The sequence below is a fragment of the Apibacter sp. B2912 genome (assembly GCF_009827835.1).
In the GTDB taxonomy this organism is placed as follows: domain Bacteria; phylum Bacteroidota; class Bacteroidia; order Flavobacteriales; family Weeksellaceae; genus Apibacter.
The window spans coordinates 414,706-431,197 of sequence record NZ_WINV01000001.1 but is presented as its reverse complement, the minus strand read 5'-3'; the positions used below and the strand labels follow the sequence as shown (position 1 = coordinate 431,197).

At 27.3% G+C, this 16,492-nt stretch carries 17 protein-coding genes; 12 read left to right on the top strand and 5 right to left on the bottom strand.

Annotation, left to right across the window (positions count from 1 at the left end; all coding sequences use genetic code 11):
* Positions 1-54: 54 nt before the first annotated feature.
* Positions 55-1,386 (bottom strand): HTTM domain-containing protein, encoded by a 1,332-nt coding sequence (locus tag GFV01_RS02045; RefSeq protein ID WP_160564451.1) that lies wholly within the window; start codon positions 1,384-1,386, stop codon positions 55-57.
* A gap of 55 nt (positions 1,387-1,441) precedes the next feature.
* Between GFV01_RS02045 and GFV01_RS02040 the strand changes: the two genes are divergently transcribed.
* Positions 1,442-1,630, top strand: a complete 189-nt coding sequence (locus tag GFV01_RS02040) for a hypothetical protein (protein WP_160564449.1) — start codon at positions 1,442-1,444, stop codon at positions 1,628-1,630.
* Positions 1,631-2,170: 540 nt separating this feature from the next.
* Here the strand turns inward: GFV01_RS02040 and GFV01_RS02035 are convergent.
* Positions 2,171-3,691: a lipopolysaccharide biosynthesis protein gene (locus GFV01_RS02035; protein ID WP_160564447.1), complete on the bottom strand. Its 1,521-nt coding sequence runs from the start codon at positions 3,689-3,691 to the stop codon at positions 2,171-2,173.
* A gap of 253 nt (positions 3,692-3,944) precedes the next feature.
* Between GFV01_RS02035 and GFV01_RS02030 the strand changes: the two genes are divergently transcribed.
* Entirely contained in the window at positions 3,945-4,493 is a 549-nt protein-coding gene (locus tag GFV01_RS02030; protein ID WP_160564446.1) for a hypothetical protein, read from the top strand.
* 553 nt (positions 4,494-5,046) lie between these two features.
* Here GFV01_RS02030 and GFV01_RS02025 read toward each other — a convergent pair.
* Positions 5,047-5,991, bottom strand: a complete 945-nt coding sequence (locus GFV01_RS02025) for a 3-oxoacyl-ACP synthase III family protein (protein WP_160557053.1) — start codon at positions 5,989-5,991, stop codon at positions 5,047-5,049.
* Positions 5,992-6,409: 418 nt separating this feature from the next.
* On the opposite strand from GFV01_RS02025, the gene GFV01_RS02020 reads away from it, so the two are divergent.
* Positions 6,410-7,627: a DUF6051 family protein gene (locus GFV01_RS02020; RefSeq protein ID WP_160557054.1), complete on the top strand. Its 1,218-nt coding sequence runs from the start codon at positions 6,410-6,412 to the stop codon at positions 7,625-7,627.
* A gap of 550 nt (positions 7,628-8,177) precedes the next feature.
* Entirely contained in the window at positions 8,178-10,037 is a 1,860-nt protein-coding gene (locus GFV01_RS02015) for a hypothetical protein (protein ID WP_160564444.1), read from the top strand.
* A gap of 1,143 nt (positions 10,038-11,180) precedes the next feature.
* Here GFV01_RS02015 and GFV01_RS02010 read toward each other — a convergent pair.
* Together GFV01_RS02010 and GFV01_RS02005 are read right to left on the bottom strand one after the other, a co-directional pair.
* Positions 11,181-11,426: a hypothetical protein gene (locus GFV01_RS02010; RefSeq protein WP_160564442.1), complete on the bottom strand. Its 246-nt coding sequence runs from the start codon at positions 11,424-11,426 to the stop codon at positions 11,181-11,183.
* Between the two features lie 935 nt (positions 11,427-12,361).
* The gene (locus GFV01_RS02005) at positions 12,362-12,787 is read right to left on the bottom strand and encodes a helix-turn-helix domain-containing protein (protein ID WP_160564440.1); all 426 of its coding nucleotides are present in this window, start codon (positions 12,785-12,787) and stop codon (positions 12,362-12,364) included.
* Between the two features lie 85 nt (positions 12,788-12,872).
* Between GFV01_RS02005 and GFV01_RS02000 the strand changes: the two genes are divergently transcribed.
* The 8 genes from GFV01_RS02000 to GFV01_RS01965 all read left to right on the top strand — a co-directional run bounded on the left by GFV01_RS02000 (position 12,873) and on the right by GFV01_RS01965 (position 16,469).
* A complete protein-coding gene (locus GFV01_RS02000; RefSeq protein WP_160564438.1) occupies positions 12,873-13,061 on the top strand; it encodes a hypothetical protein in 189 nt (62 codons plus the stop codon).
* Positions 13,062-13,072: 11 nt separating this feature from the next.
* On the top strand, positions 13,073-13,261 hold the full coding sequence (locus GFV01_RS01995; protein WP_160543274.1) for a helix-turn-helix domain-containing protein: 189 nt from the start codon (positions 13,073-13,075) through the stop codon (positions 13,259-13,261).
* A gap of 26 nt (positions 13,262-13,287) precedes the next feature.
* Entirely contained in the window at positions 13,288-13,638 is a 351-nt protein-coding gene (locus GFV01_RS01990) for a hypothetical protein (RefSeq protein WP_160564436.1), read from the top strand.
* A gap of 122 nt (positions 13,639-13,760) precedes the next feature.
* Positions 13,761-14,096: a hypothetical protein gene (locus GFV01_RS01985; protein WP_160564434.1), complete on the top strand. Its 336-nt coding sequence runs from the start codon at positions 13,761-13,763 to the stop codon at positions 14,094-14,096.
* 11 nt (positions 14,097-14,107) lie between these two features.
* Positions 14,108-14,341 (top strand): hypothetical protein, encoded by a 234-nt coding sequence (locus tag GFV01_RS01980; protein WP_160564432.1) that lies wholly within the window; start codon positions 14,108-14,110, stop codon positions 14,339-14,341.
* Positions 14,342-14,437: 96 nt separating this feature from the next.
* Positions 14,438-14,989 (top strand): ERF family protein, encoded by a 552-nt coding sequence (locus GFV01_RS01975; protein WP_105297681.1) that lies wholly within the window; start codon positions 14,438-14,440, stop codon positions 14,987-14,989.
* A gap of 1 nt (position 14,990) precedes the next feature.
* The gene (locus GFV01_RS01970; RefSeq protein ID WP_105297680.1) at positions 14,991-16,022 is read left to right on the top strand and encodes a hypothetical protein; all 1,032 of its coding nucleotides are present in this window, start codon (positions 14,991-14,993) and stop codon (positions 16,020-16,022) included.
* Between the two features lie 6 nt (positions 16,023-16,028).
* Positions 16,029-16,469 carry a hypothetical protein gene (locus GFV01_RS01965; protein WP_160564430.1) on the top strand — a complete coding sequence of 147 codons (441 nt, stop codon included), beginning with the start codon at positions 16,029-16,031 and terminating at the stop codon, positions 16,467-16,469.
* Positions 16,470-16,492 lie beyond the last annotated feature (23 nt).

Here is a 16,492-nt window from a genome sequence, read left to right as displayed (position 1 = left end):
CAAGTAGCAGCATCAATTTAATTTATCACTAATCTGTTAAATTTAATAAATAATCTATTTTCTGTAATCATCGTATAAAAGAATCCAATCGGAATGTTTAAAATAATCCCAGCTTACATCTGCTAAATCAATTTTTGGGTCAATAAACCTCTTATAGGGATGAGCATTTACGGATACTTGAGTATCGGCATAAATTTCTACATCTTTATGACGCAATTTGAAATCCTCTTTTATATATTGAGCCGCTTGCCATATAAAATCAGGGTAACAATTGATTCTAAGTATTTGTTTATCAGTAAATATATCCTGCATATGAAACGGCAGAATTTTTTTAGTTTTTTTATCAATAACTGTAAAATGTGTTGACCCATTACGCTGTCTCAGCATCATTCTCCAACTTAACCGATGCCCCTCTTCAGTCCAAAATACATTTCCTTTAATGAAATAATGACGTATAGGTATAATCAGTTGAATAGTGAAATAAATTACTAAGAGAAAATAAACCGTTTTTTTATTAGAGTAATCATATTTATTTTCTTCGAAAGAAAGATTTGGGCGCTTTTTGAAAAATATTTTACGGATGGTTTCCGGAGGATAGAAAAAAACGGTAAAGCTTAAGGCAAAATAGGGGAAAATTCCTACGTTTAGAATAAACGAATTAGCAAGATGAAAAATTAAACAGGCAAGTAAGGCTAACGTTCGGGTTTTTTTCCAAAGCATTAAAGGAACAACCAATCCGTCAAATAAAATTCCAAGATAAGCTATAGAAATATAAAACCATTTTTGGGTGAAAAATGGGCCGATCAAAGGGATATTTGTTTTATTGGAATATAATAAACGCGTAAAAGTTCCATCTATCCAATCAGGATAAAGTTTAGCAACACACGCAAAAAAATATAAAATGGATATTTGAAATAATAAAACGAATGCGCACCATTGAGGCATGGTCAAAGATCTTATATTTTTATTTCTTCTTGAGTCCAAAGAATAATAAGCATTCGCAGGTAAAAAGAGCATAATAATACATATTAGAATTAAAAAATAATAATGATTATTATAAGCTGTTTTTTGCATTAAATATTGAGCCGTCCATAAAATAGTAAAACATAAAAGACTTAAACGATATCTATAACCCATCATAACCAAAAGTCCCAATATACCTAAACAAATAAAATATAGATACATACCATATCCCGGTAGAGGGTGTAACCAATTAAAACCTATAAACGGGAAAAAGACTTTAGGAGTAATTAAATTGATGTTTACCCAACCTGTTAAAATTGCTCCCCAAGTTTCCGCCAATAGCAAAAATCCAAATAGTATACGGAATACGATCAATGGTGAATTATCTATTTTGCGAAATAAACTTTGTCTTGATAGTACCATGCTAATTTTATTTGTTATACAATAAAGATAGTAAATAAAAAGTAATTCAAAATAAATGATCTCGAGTAAATTTAATAATGATATAAGTTCAATTGCTGAATGGATTCTTAAAATAAGAAAAACATATTTAGGATTAATTCCCTTTGAATTTCCAAATATTGATGATCAAGTAAGACTATTAGTACATAGAAAAAATTTAACTGTTACCATTGATGACCTGGTAAGGAAATTTAATTTTGATTAGATTTTATTATAATATGCATGATTTATTACAATTGAGCACAGCATTTAACTTTTTAAAAATTTAAAGCGGCCATATTATGACCGCTTTATTTGTTTTCACAGCATAGAAAGAATATCTATCTGTGAATGCTCAAAATTATAATTATAAGATAAAATAAATATTAATGCAAATATAGTAAATTTATTTTAATATGCTACAATAAATATTTATTTATATATTTAATTATTATAATTAATAGAATAAATAAATATATTTATTTAATTATTCTATGGTTATTGTACGTTGAATAAGCGGCTATACAATAAATATAAATTATAAATTTATTTTATAAAATTTTAATTATTAATCATAATGATATAAAATAAAAAAAATTAATTTTTAAATTTAAAATTGTATGCCTTTTAAAAATGTATCATAAACAATTAAGGTTGTTCGCTAGTATATATGAGATAATAGGGCTATAGAAAGATGAGTATTTGATAATAATTGTAACTATTTTACTAAAAAATAAAAAATTTGAATGTAGTAAAACTACTGAAATTAGTTCTTTTTGCGTTTTTTCAGTTGTACAAGTTTTTTTCTAAAAATTTGTACATCCTTATATTCAATTTTTAAAGTAAGGTATAAGAAAATAAAAAATAAAATATTACCAACCCCAATTCTCACAGCCATGCGATTGCTGCAATAATAGGCAATAAAGCTTAACAATGAACTTCCGCCTATATAAAAAATCAGTTTTCGATAATTGTAGGGTATAGGATACTCTTTTTGGCCCCAAAAATAGGATATAAGCATCATGGTTAAGTATGACACAAAAGTTGCAATCGCACACGCCCAATAGCCAAGATCTGTATATTTCAATCCAATAAAATTTAAAATAACAGTTATGAATGCGCCAATTCCTGATATAATAGCACCATAATGAGTATTGTCAGATAATTTATACCAAATGGATAAATTGAGATATATTCCCAGAAATGTAGACCCTATTAATAAAACAGGCACAACCTGGAAGCCGCTCCAGTAGTCGGTGTTTCTAATATAAAGACGACCGATCCAATCTAAATTGGCTACTAAGATTAATAAAATGAAGGCACTAAATATAGCATAATACTTCATTAAAGTAGCATACGTTTTTCCTGAATTTTTGTCGTCAGCGTGAGAAAAAAAGAAAGGTTCAACACCCAACAGGTAAGCAGTCTTAAACAACGTTATAAAAGTAGCAATTTTGTATACAGCGCTGTAAATACCCATTTGAACTTCGGCAATGCCTTCCGGAAGTAGATATTTAATAAATTGTCGATCCATAGTTTCATTAATAATTCCGGCTAGACCGGCAATGGTAATTGGCCACGCATATTTTAACATCTTTTTCCATAAAGAAAATTCAAAAGCATATTTACCATCAAGCATGGTAGGAATTAAAGCAAGAAATGTAATAATACTTGCAAATAAGTTTGCAGCAAAAGCATAACCTATTCCGTAATCAAAATTGTAAATCTTACTAAAAAAAACAGCACCAATTCCACCATTTTCAATTTGTTTAGGAATCCAAAATATTAATATAATTGTGGAAAAGAACATGGTTACTGAATTCAGTATTTTTAAAGAAGCAAAATATAAAGATTTGTTTTGAATCCTGAGTTTTGCAAAAGGAACAGCTGAAATAGCATCAGCAGCAAGAATAAATAGAAACCATACTAAAAAAATTACCTCATCAGGGTGTTTAAATGCTGAGGCTAACGGGTGTCTGGCAAGTATGCCAAACACTAAGAATAAGAGAGAAACAATGCAAACAGAGGTAAATGAAGTAAAATAAACTGCATTTTGTCTTTTTTCGTGGTCTTTAAATTTTTGAAAAAAACGAAAGAAAGTAGTTTCCATTCCATGGGTAAGTAAAACAGAAAGTATCCCCGCGGCTGAGTAAAAATCAGCATATATTGAATATTTAGACGGACCAAAAGCTCGTACTAACATTGGGGTAAGGATAAATGGAAATACTCGGACTAAAACATTGCTTAATCCATATATTAATGTCTGACTAAATAACTTCTTATACAATGAGTTCTTTTTAGATAATTTCTGTTTAAGTTACGATAAATGTTATAATATAATTTTTAATTTTATATTATTGACAAATTTAATAAATTTGATTAGGTTTACAGGTGTCAATTTTTAAATAGGGTAAAAGCTTAATGAAATTTATAATGAACTAATAGAGAAGTTTATAAGATTATTAAGCTTGTAAATGATATTGCACTGATCTATATAAATATAATTATCTAAATAGCTACTAGACAAGCTAAAATTACAAATGAAAAAAATATATTTTCTTCACGGATATCAAACTTCAGGAAAAAAATTCAATTGCTTACAAAATTTTTATCGCAATAGTAAAGAATTTAGCCTTATATATTGGGAATGGGATGAATTTATGGACATTCCCAAATTTTTAAAAGAAAAAGCAAAAATTTTCGAAGAGGATAAAGGGGATAAAATTATTATGGCAGACAGTATGGGGGCAAATCTTACTTGGAATTTAGTAAATTTCTTTAATGATATTCATTATGTTATGACTAATCCTGTTTTTTCTTCGGAACAAATCAAAGATCAAAAACGCATACCTCCCGAAATGAAAGAAAAAATATTTTCGGCTACTTCTGAAAACATTTTAAACAAAAATATACACCTTATTATCTCTAAAAATGATGAAGTTCTTTATCCGGAATATTATAAAAAAGTATTTGGTGAATCTTTAAAGGTGTTGGAATTGGATGATATACATGCCATTTCTCATATGGATGAGTATATGCCTTTGATTCATCAAGTAATTTGTAAGGCATTTGAAAAATCCAAAGAGTAAAAAATAATATTTATACTAATTTCATAGAATTTTATTAAAAATAAATATTTGCATTATCGTCCAATAATGATTTTGTTTAGTATTTATCAAAATTAGTTTGCTATTTAATTGAAAATACACATATAATTGCTAATGTCTTTTATAAAAGTATACAGATAATTAGTTAATCTTACTTATGAAGTAACTAACAAAAGATGATTATTTAAATTATATAAAAAGATCTCTATAAGTTTTGTAAATCTTTAAGCTTGATTTCAATCAATTACCGAAACGGATTTATACACTACATTATGTTTATAGATATGTGTTTTAAAATTATTTCTTACTAGAACTCATAGAGCTATTTATTAATAAAGAGCAAAACTTTAAAATTATAAAAAACAATACCCGGCTATACAAAAGTTTACATTTTGTATAGTTAAAAATTAGCAAAATAAAATTTTAAGAATGTATTATAATACATTCTGAATAAACAAGATATTAAAATTTTTTGATTCTTATAGCAATGAAATTTGAAATGGTAAGAACTTAAAAATTAATATCAGTTAGTTTGTTAATTAAATTTAATTAAGCATGTACCGCAAGAATAGCCACCTCCAAAAACGGAAAGACATACAAGATCACCTTTTTTAAAAATATTATAATTCTGAGCAAAAACTAAAGGGGCACTTGCACACCCTGTATTGCCTAATTCTTCTACATTTGTCAGCGATTTACTTTCAGCTAACCCTAATTCATGACATACATTATTTAAAATTCTTTTATTTGCTTGATGACCGATAAAATAAGTTAGATCAGATATCGTATAACCATTTTTCTTGATTATAGCATCTGTTAGCTTTGTTAAATATATACACGCTTGAGTAAATACATCTTTACCATAAGGCATATGTAAACCATTTTTAGGCTCCATAGTAACCGCTTTAGGTCCATAGCCTATATTACCAAGACCAAGCGTATTAATATCTAAAACTTCAGCTTCATTTGGACGCATAGGTTCTGAAGAAAAAAATAGAGCAACGGCAGCATCTCCCCATAAATGTCCGGATTGAATGTCTTTGTCATCGGAATAGCTGGAATTTCTATCAGCACTTATTAATAATGCTTTTGAAGATATTTTGCTTTTAAAAAAAGAATTAATAATTTCCATACCATTGATGGCAGATGAACAAGCAGAAGATATATAAAAAGCTTTGGCATTGTTGATGTTAAACTCTTTTTGAACAATATGAGCTGTAGTTCCCACCGTATCATTGGGTGTATAAGAAGCAAATACAATTAAATCCACTTCACTAATGTCGTAGGGCAAATTTTTAACAGCATCCTCAACGGCTTTAATGCTCATGTAGTCTATAGTTTCTTCTTCTGAAGCTCTGGCTCGGGTTAAAATCCCGGTCCTTTTAAAATACCAATCTTCTGATAAATCATTAAGTTTTGCAAAATAACTATTAGTAACTCTCCTAGTAGGTATATAACATCCTTTAGAATTTATAAACATTTTAAAATATTTAATTATTAAAATTTTTGCAAATATAGTCTTCTAATAAGTTATTTTTTAATTTATTTAGCTGAGTTTTATTAAAAGAACGCATATATTAACATATTATTAAGGATAATTTAACATCAAATTTTATGCCATTGCTAATTATTTGTAAAATTAATTCAAAAAAAATGATTATAATTTAACTAATTAATTAAATTTATATTTATAATGTATTTTTTGTTTTTAAGAAAATATTGAATCATCTGCGAATATTTTTTTTAATAATAAGATTAAATTATCTTTATTATTCCGAAAAAATATGGGTTTATATCCTATATATATTCAGAAAAATTATTATAATTGTAGCCTAAAATACCTAATAATAGTATAATTATTTGTGAGTCAATACCTAACTACAAATTTTAACATATAAATGAAATATTTAGACTTGTTTAATTATTTAAAGAAAATTGAAAATTATACAACGGATGAAATTGAAATAGACGAGAATTTGGTTATAAGAAATTTTTCATTTAAATCAAATTATCGATTTATACTTCCAGGTGGTTTAGGTAATAATGATGATTATGAGTTCTTAAGTAATCCAATTAACGATCTTGATCCGGATGTCATACAAAAGATGCTTAATAAAAAAGATGCAGATATATCCGAGAATATTGAGTTTCGTTATCATATAATAATGCCTAAAAAAGAAAAAAAGGCAAAAGAAATAATTATTCTATTTCATGGGTTTAATGAAAAGTATTGGAGTAAGTATTTACCCTGGGCAACCTATTTGGCAGAAAAAACCGGAAAAGCTATTGTTTTATTTCCAATGGCATTTCATATGAATAGAGCTCCCTTATTATGGAGTAATTCCAGAGAAATGTATCGGGTAAGTGAGGAACGAAAAAAAAGAATTCCCATACTTATATGTTCCAGCCTTTCAAATGTAGCAATAAGTACACGTATAAATAATAAACCTCAACGGTTTATTTGGTCGGGTTTACAATCTTATTACGATGTTATAGATTTTGTTGAAGATATTAAAGAAGATCTACATCCGGCAATTGATAAAGATGCTAAAATTGACTTTTTTGCCTATTCCATAGGTGCTTTTTTAGCTGAAGTTTTAAAAATGAGTAACAGAAACGGTTATTTTTCAGATACCAAATGTGCCATTTTTTGTGGAGGTGCCGTATTTAACCGATTAACACCCGTTTCCAAATTTATTTTGGACAGTGAAGCCGGTGTTGGATTATATTCCTTTATTGTTGAACATATGGAAAGTCATATGAAAAGAGACGAGGTTCTTCGACACTATATGTATACTGAACCGGAGGGGCCTAATTTCAGGAGTATGCTTTGTTATAAAAACCTAATTAAAGAAAGGGAAGAAACATTTAGAAAAATCAGCGATCAGTTTTATGTAATCACTTTGGCTAAAGATGAAGTGATCCCTTCCTACGAAATTATGAATACATTACAAGGAACGGCAAGAGATATTCCTGTAAAAATTGAATTAATGGATTATCCTTATACGTATATTCACGAAGACCCATTTCCTTGTGGAAAAGAAATCTCAGATGAAGTTGATGAATGTTTTACCTTTACATTTGATAAAATTTGTAATTTCTTAATGGAAAAATAAATTATTGTTCTTCCATCTATTTAAAAATATCCTTTTTACTTGGTATAAAAAATACAACCTATTTTAAATTTAGTAGCAGTTTATCTGGGTTTAGTATAATGTATACTAAATTTGAATTAGAATTTTTTATATTAAATAATATAATATTTTAAAAAAACACAATATATTCTGCAAAATGAAATGAATAGATGGTAAGTTTTAAAAATTTTCTGACTAAATCTAATAGGTATATTATAGAGTAGATTTAAAAAAATTCATCGATTTTAAATAATCGATAAATAGTCTATTGATTTTTAATTATACATGTTTGTTCATTATAAATTTTAATTACACTAATTCTTTTATAGATATTATTTAAATATTTAACGTTTTAACAATCAAGAAGTAAAGGATAAAAAATTTACGAACGTAATTATTAATTTATTACTTTTATGTAAGTATTTTAAAAAACCTTTAAAATTTTATGTATAAAAGGCTAATTAATTGTTAAAAATTTTATAATTTTAAAAAATCCAATTAATAATAATACTATAACTACTAAAATTTGATTATGAGCAAACTCAACTATTTGATTATTTTCTTACTATTTATTTACACACTTAATGCGCAAGTAGGAATTGGAAATGAATTTCCGGATCCCCAAACGATGTTAGATATCTCTTCCCCCAAAAATAACAAGGGAATTTTAATACCAAGACTAAGTCAGAAACAAAGAGATTCAATTGATACTGCTGTTAGCAAAAATGGTTTGTTGATATTTAATACTACTGAAAACTGCTTTAATTACTGGAATAAGATCGAAGCGAGATGGAAAAGTATTTGCGGTAATAAGATAAATGCTGATTTCAGCATTGATTGTTCCACTATTAAAGTGTTAGGAAATTATGTTAATGATGAAACTCTTACCTCGGAAAATAAAATCGCTGTAACGGTACATGTTACTAAACCGGGGCCCTATACAATTAATGCTGTTTCTTCTCCGGATAACAGGTATTTTTTTTCTAAATCAGGAGAATTTCTTTCTACAGGAACTTACACAATTGAAATTCCGGGATATGGTACTCCTATAGATTTTACCCCTGAAAATAATTCAGGAGATGAATTTACTTTAACAACTCAGGAAATAAATGAAGGTAATTCATGTAAATTTAATGTCGTTGTAAAACAGCGGGTAATGAAATCCGCATATAATTTAGATTGTTCTTCTATATCCGTAAAGGGATCTTATACAAGTGGATCTCAATTATCGCCAAATAATTATATTGAAGTAACCATAAGTTTTAATCCGATAAACATTGGAGCTCCATTATCTTTATATACAAATATTGTCGATGGTATTGGTTTTAAGACTGAAAATTTAACATTAGAAGGAGATCAGCAGAACAATAATAATATAATAACTCAAACGGTAAAGCTGCAAGGATATGGAATTCCGGAAGGTTATTCACCCAAAGAGTTAACTATATATTCTAACAGTGAATTATCAACCAGTTGTTCAGCATCGGTACCCATGACTTATTATTATGATTATGTGAAATTATATGCTACCGGTGCGGGAGTATATAATGCTTTGTCAACCGGTCCATATGGTGGTAATTTATCTTTAATGGTAAACAGTTCCGAAAATTTTGGTCCTTCACCAAACAGTATAGTTAAATTTAAAGGATGGATTGATAATAAAAATATATTAGATTCTCCCAAAGAAACAGAGTTAGAAAATTTGTTGCTGGGAGATAATCCACCGGATATACTTATTACCGGGCAAACATCTGAAATCACGCTTAAATCAGCTCCAATTTATGTAGAGTATCTTAAAAGAAAAGGGATTGTGCTTCTTTTTATAGAAGATCAAAGTCGTGTAGAACGTTTTTTTAAAGCTTTATATCCTGATTTACCGATCAAAGGCTCATTATATACTGATCAAAAAGGAAATGGTATTGTATGGGATTTTACAGATGCGGATAGTTCTGTTTTAAATGGTCCTTTTGGAGACATACGAGGAAAAAAATGGGGTGATGATACTAGTCAAACAGCAGTTTTAGAATCATTGCCTATAGAAGATCTTGAAATATTTTCAGGAACTGAAGATGGAAGAATTTCTGCATTTAAACATAAAAAATATAATTTAATATTTGTTGGAGATGGGGGATTTAATTCGTCACTTACTAATTATCCTAATAAAATGAATGGAAATGATGCAAGTTCTTATAAATATCCTATGTTAATAGATAAAGTTACAATTAACGATTATACATATCCTTATTATCCAATACCCAAGCCTAATTATGGAAATGTTAATATAGGAGGACCTATTCATACTATATATAATTCAATTTTTACCGCAAATGCGATTGCTTGGGCTATAGAAACAGCTCAAACCAACGGAATTAATTCTCAGTCGAGAGAATAAATCGATTGAAATCATGTAAAACATTATAGTTTTTTAAGTTTCCGTTTTATATAGTATATAAAAATCAAAAATATAATTCAGTAAAATCAAGAATATTTAAAAGTATTTAATATTTTAAATAGAAACTTATATAAATATGGGTTGTACTTACATTACACCTTTAAATAGGGGAACAGTATTATTAATAAATAATAAGCTAAGAAGCAGAGAAATATAAATATTTATTAATCTCTTAGATACTTAATAAATAAACTGATATTGTAGTATATGAAACTATAAAATTTAATTATATAATTTCTATAATTGATATGAAAGCTTTAGCCGTAACTTTCAAAATTTTAGAAATTTTCTATAATATACTGTTGCTATTTTAATACCTAATTAAAAGCTAGAGATTCTTATTTATATTTAAGCATATATTCTATTTTTTTATATTTCACCCTTGATAATGTACTTTTTAAGGTGCTGTATCTAGATCAATAACAAAAGTATATTAGCAAAAATAATTAAAATCCGATAAAAAAACCTAAAATTTATTGGTTGAATTATATAATATAAAGGTATTGCCATGACTTGAAAAATTTTTTTTATATGGTTTTTGCTTTAAAGAATTATGATAAAGATAAACGCTTTGTAAATATTCTAAAAACTATCTAGAAGTGATTAGTAATTTAAGTAAGGAAAATATTGTTTGATGATTAAAATGGATATTACGTGATTTAGGTCGTTTACTCTATGTATTAGTTATTATATCTCAGATAATCTTTGTAGCTGAATTAAGAAAAGTATAAGAAGTTAAAAGATATTTAATAAAATTAATTTTTTTGAATTTGTATATTAACTTATTCCAATTGCAAGGTTATATTTAGTTAGATATGATTAAAGATATAAGATACATAATATACAATAGAAATCAAGCAGAGTTATTTATTATACGTAAGAATTTTTATTAGGTACTAATAATTTAATAGGTTTAAAAGATAATTTTTTAAAATTTATGAAATATACATCTATATGTTGCTTATTACAAAAAAAATCGTAATAATCTATTATCTAAATTATTACGATTCATTTTTGCGGAGAGAGAGGAATTAGAACATTAATTGAATACCAACTACTTATAATTGTTGGTATCAAAAAGTATTAATTAAGGTTTTTAAAACTATTTTTTAAAAAATAACAACACATTTTGGAGGTGTCAAGTAGTTTCCAATCATGAAAATTAAAATTTTGATTTTTTGATAATACCTTTTCATAGTAACCCATTGAAAAGATTAAAAGTTCTAAGATTAATGTATTATTATTTTTTAACCAGTTAAATTTTTCATTAGATATTACGCCTTTTTTATTAAGGTACAACATAATCTTAAGCAGTTCCTTTTCATTCATTTTTTTTAAAGTTCTTAGTGTAAACGCAAATTATAAAAAAAACGGTATAAAATTCATATGTTAAATATCATATATTAAACTATCCATATAAAATATTAAAGCTAACTATTTAATAATCAAAAGTTAACAAATGGTTAATGTTTTGTAAAAATTTTTTCAAAAAGTGGATTGATTATCTTGTGCTTATATTTTCATGAAAAAATATTTTGAAAATTCATTTTTAAATATATTCCAAACTTATAAAATTCTATTTTTCTTCCGATAATATTAGTATTCCAAATTGCTTTTACTTATTTAAAATACCAACATAACTTAAAAAAAAACGTAATAAAGATATTTTTTAGAAATTAAATAAAATAAAAAACAAGAGTTCTTTTTTAAAAAATTATATATTTTTTTACATTTACCTGTAAACGAACCTGTAAAAAAAATTTACAGGTTTGTGATGAGGTTAGTATCGAGGTTAGTAGTGAGATTTGTTCCAGTTCTGTTTATGGTAAAGAAAGACAAAGACAAAGACAAAGACATTTATTAAAAAAAAATAATAAAAAAAACAAAAAAATTGAGGACGACTGTGAGGTCAAAAAAGAAATAAAAAATTCACCCGACTCGGTTTCGTATTCACTACCGATATCGGACGAAGGGGAGAAAAGAAAAAAAGTTGCGCCAAAAAAAAGAAAAGATAAAATAAGGCTATTTAAGACACTTAAATTACCCTAGTGGTAGTCTTAGTTGTTTTTGATAAAAAAGTTCGTCAAAAGAGCTAAAAATATTAAAAACGGGAGTGTTAACTCAAAAGTCAAACATGTCAATCTTCTTTAATCAGATCTTTTTTGGATTTATGCTTTGAATTTTCTATAAAATATATTCGGTTATTAAGTCCTACAACTTGAATAACTGAATTAAATTTTTAATTTTCTTTCTTTGGTATTGTATTATTTTTTAGAGCCTTTTGAAAGCTCATTTTTAAGATCGTTTATTTCAAGTTTATAGGATTCTACTAACTCTTCCAGTAATTCAATTCTTTTATTGGCTTTTTTTAGTTTTTCTTCTGAAAGTTGTATATCGTAAAATGCTATATCTGTTAGAGCTTGAATTTCTTCAAAATTATCGTCAGGCTCTAAGTTGTTATTTAAAACTTTTGATTTTAGCATTTCTCCTTCTCCTGTTAATAGCCAATTAGTGTTTAGAAAACTGCATTTTGAGTATACCAAATTCATATCAAAAGTATTTCTTGCGTACCAACTAGACAATGTAGTAGGGGCAATTCCTAGAAATTTTGCAAAATCCGATTGTGTTTTAAAACCTAAATGATTTTTTATATTATTTAAAATCAGCCTTTTATCAATTATTATACTCATTTTTGTAAAATTTATACGCATTTCGTTTGTTTGTTACGCAAATATGCGTATATTTGTACTTATTAACTTACTTACATACAAATATATGGAAAAAATCAATATACGAGGTGCAATCAACTCTCTAAAGGTGGAGGGGGGAGCCTTGAAATTTCCGAAGCCTCTTTATCGACCTTCTATAATCCGATCAATTGCCGGACAAATCACCTCCGATTCAGGTAAAAAATTTAATGTTTCTGCTTCATTAAATGAAACCATCGTAAAACGAGTAATGTAATAAAATTTATTATGAATGTCTTAACCATAAAAGAAGTGAGCGCGAGGACTTCATTGTCTGCCCGCACCATTTACCGAATGATAGACAAGGGCACAATAGGATTAGATGATACTTTCTTGGTGGGTAACATCAGAAAAAAAAGAGTCATAACCGAGCAGTGGGTTGAAGATTTTATAAATAAACACAGAAGGTATAATTAGAAAAAACCTTAAAAAATTGTCTTGTTATGGAAATAAATATAAAAATTAATATAGAATTTGGAGAAAAGGCCTTAAAAGTTTTAAAAAAATGCGGTAAAAATTTCTTAGATACTGTTGATTTAAACGAACCGACAGAAGAAAGTATAAAAGAAAACAAGAAAGAGGATAAAAAAAATATCCCGCCTTTAGAGCCTTTCTACAAACTCACCGACAATATAAAATTCGATAAAATTAAAAAAAAGATTAACTCTCTTATAAGGTTTAAAAAAAGTCAAGAAGTTAAAGAATTACTAAACCAATTCAATATCGATCGCATTTCCGAATTAGAGACAGAGAAATATAATGAGTTTTTCGAGCATTTACAGAAAATCATGTAGAAAACAAAAACGATCAAAAACCATTTACCTGTAAAAACGCCAATCAAAAATTAGAATAATAAAATAAAAAAAAGCCCTGCAGCAACAGGACTTAATCACAATAATATCAATTAAATATTATCATGAATACAATAAGTGCAAATATAACTAAAAAAAGAGAAGTATCAAAAAAATTAGCTGAGTCAATTTTTCAAGAGTCTCTTGAGGTTTTATTCAACATAATAATACTTCCTAAAGAAGGCAAATTATATTACGAGATAGAAAAAATAGAAGGATCCATAGTAAAAGTGAGATTTCGTTGGATAAAAGATGTTCAAAATTATGATTATTCCACCAATTACTGGGAGGGAGTTATTACCGATTGTTATTTAGCTGTTTACGACTTCAATAAACCTTATGACAGTATAATCGATGAAATAGTAGAGGATCTGGAAAGAGAAGTAAAAGTATATTTTTAAAACATTACACAATGGATGCTACAATAAAAGGCGTAAAACTTCTTTACGATGAAGCTTTAGAAAATAATAATATCACATTAGCGAAGGCATACGAAAAATACCTTAAAAAGGTAGACACTCAAGAGAATAGACACCAATCAATAATTAAAGGGTTTAAAAATAATCAAATACAAAGTGCATTTAGTAACGGTAAGACTTTTAAATCATTAAAAGAATACTTAGCATACCATGAAAAGGATATATAATTATTTCACATGGTGGTTGCTTACCATGTCAAGTATTGAAAAAATTCAAGAGTTCTTAAAAGAAGAAATAAAGTCATAGAAAATCTTAAAATCACTATGGAAAATAAAACAAGTATATACAAAAAACTATTTCAAGTAAAACTCGAAATAGGTAAACTTATAAAAAATGAAATAAATCCATTTTTTCAATCCAAGTATTTTGATGTAAACCAGCTCATCGAGCACGTTGAGCCTTTATTGCATAAAAATAATTTACTTCTTATGCAGCCTATAAAGGATAATAAAGTAATATCTACGATAACGGATATCGATTCAGGAGAAAACGTAACTAGTGAAATAGAATTGCCAGTATTTCAAGACCCGCAAAAAACAGGATCCGCCATTACCTATTACCGTAGATATACTCTTCAATCACTTTTAGGACTACAAGCAGAAGACGATGACGGTAATAAAACAATTCAAAATGCACAAAATAAACCCAAAATTACCCAATGGCTTACAGAAAAGGAATTTCAAGAGGCTATAAGATCAACGGATATAAAATTTTTAAGAGAATTTGGTGTACAGTGGAATACCCCGCCTAAAGGATTGAAGACGCAATATAAAGAAGCTATTAGAGAAAAAATTAAAGAATTAAAAAACAAATAATATGAGCGCATCAAGTGAACTTGCAGCTCAATATTCAGAGAGCTATTACATAGAAAATCAATACGAATACTTAATGAGTAATCAAGAATATATGACAGAAAAAGACATTTTAATAGAAGGACTTAAAAATAAGCAAAAAGTACTAAGTTATTCTTCGTTAAAATGTTTGGATAGCCCGATAAATTTTATCAACTACTATCTGCGCCCTAAAAAAACAAATGAAGGGATGATAACGGGGAGTGTTATAGATACTTTAATAACTACCCCTGATCTGTTTATTAAGAACTATGCAGTTTTAGAAGACATTCCATCTACTGAACTGCAAGTTAATTTCTGCCATGCAGTGGTTGAAAAAATAAAGAGCAAAGGAATAGACAAAACATCACCCATTTTTGAAATACTATTCAATGAAACATTTAAAGAGTTTTACAAAAAAGGAAGTTCGGAAAACTTAAAACATTTAATCCCTTATATATATTCAATTTGCGAAAATAAGCAAGTTATTAGCATTGTCCATTACCAAAAATGCAAAGATGTAAGTGATAATTTATTATCGCAAGATGAAATATTAGAGGAATTAGAGCAAGTTGAAGAATTTCAAAAAGCAATAGAGTTTGAATATAAAGGGTGGAAAATTAAAGGAAAATTAGACGCTTTTCAATCTAAAATTTTCTACGATTTCAAATATGCATCCGATTGCACACCTGAAAAATTTGAATATGACATGCGTAAATTCCAATATGATCTTCAATTTGGGATTTATTCCTTAGGTTTAATAATACTAGGATTAAGTCATAATCCTAAATTCAAATTCATTGTGTATGATGATAAATTTAACTATTCCATTATAGAAGTAGATGATGGGTATTTAGAATATGCTAGAAGAAAGGTTGATTTTAAGATCAATTGTTTAAACAAAATGATCGCTGAAAACGCTTTTAATAAATCCTATAATTTTTTCAGGTCTAAAACTAAATTTTACAAGCCTAAATGGATTGATGGGTTTGATAATGAAATATTTACACATAGATAAAATATTATGTTCTACAACGCAGAAAAACCCTTCGACATTCAAAAAGCAAAAGAATACTTTAATTGGTTGATAAACAAGAAAAAAACCTTCGAATTAACAAAAAAACAACCCATACGAAGTATAAGTCAAAACAATTATTTGCATTTACTGTTAAGTTCTTTCGCTCTGGAATATGGAGACACCTTAGAATATGTAAAGTTAGAAATATTTAAAAAGAAATTGAATTCGGACATTTTTAAAACCGAACATCTAAATAAAAGAACGAAAGAGATTCGCGAAGACTGGAAGAGTACGTCAATACTCAACAGTAAAGATTTGACGATAGCAATAGACAGATTAAGAGCATATTCATTAAAAGAATTCGGTCATTACCTACCCGAACCGAATGACTTGAACTTTTTAAATGAAATAAGAATCAGTATTGAAAACAATAAAGAATATTTATAAATAATTAAAACTAAATAAAAAAT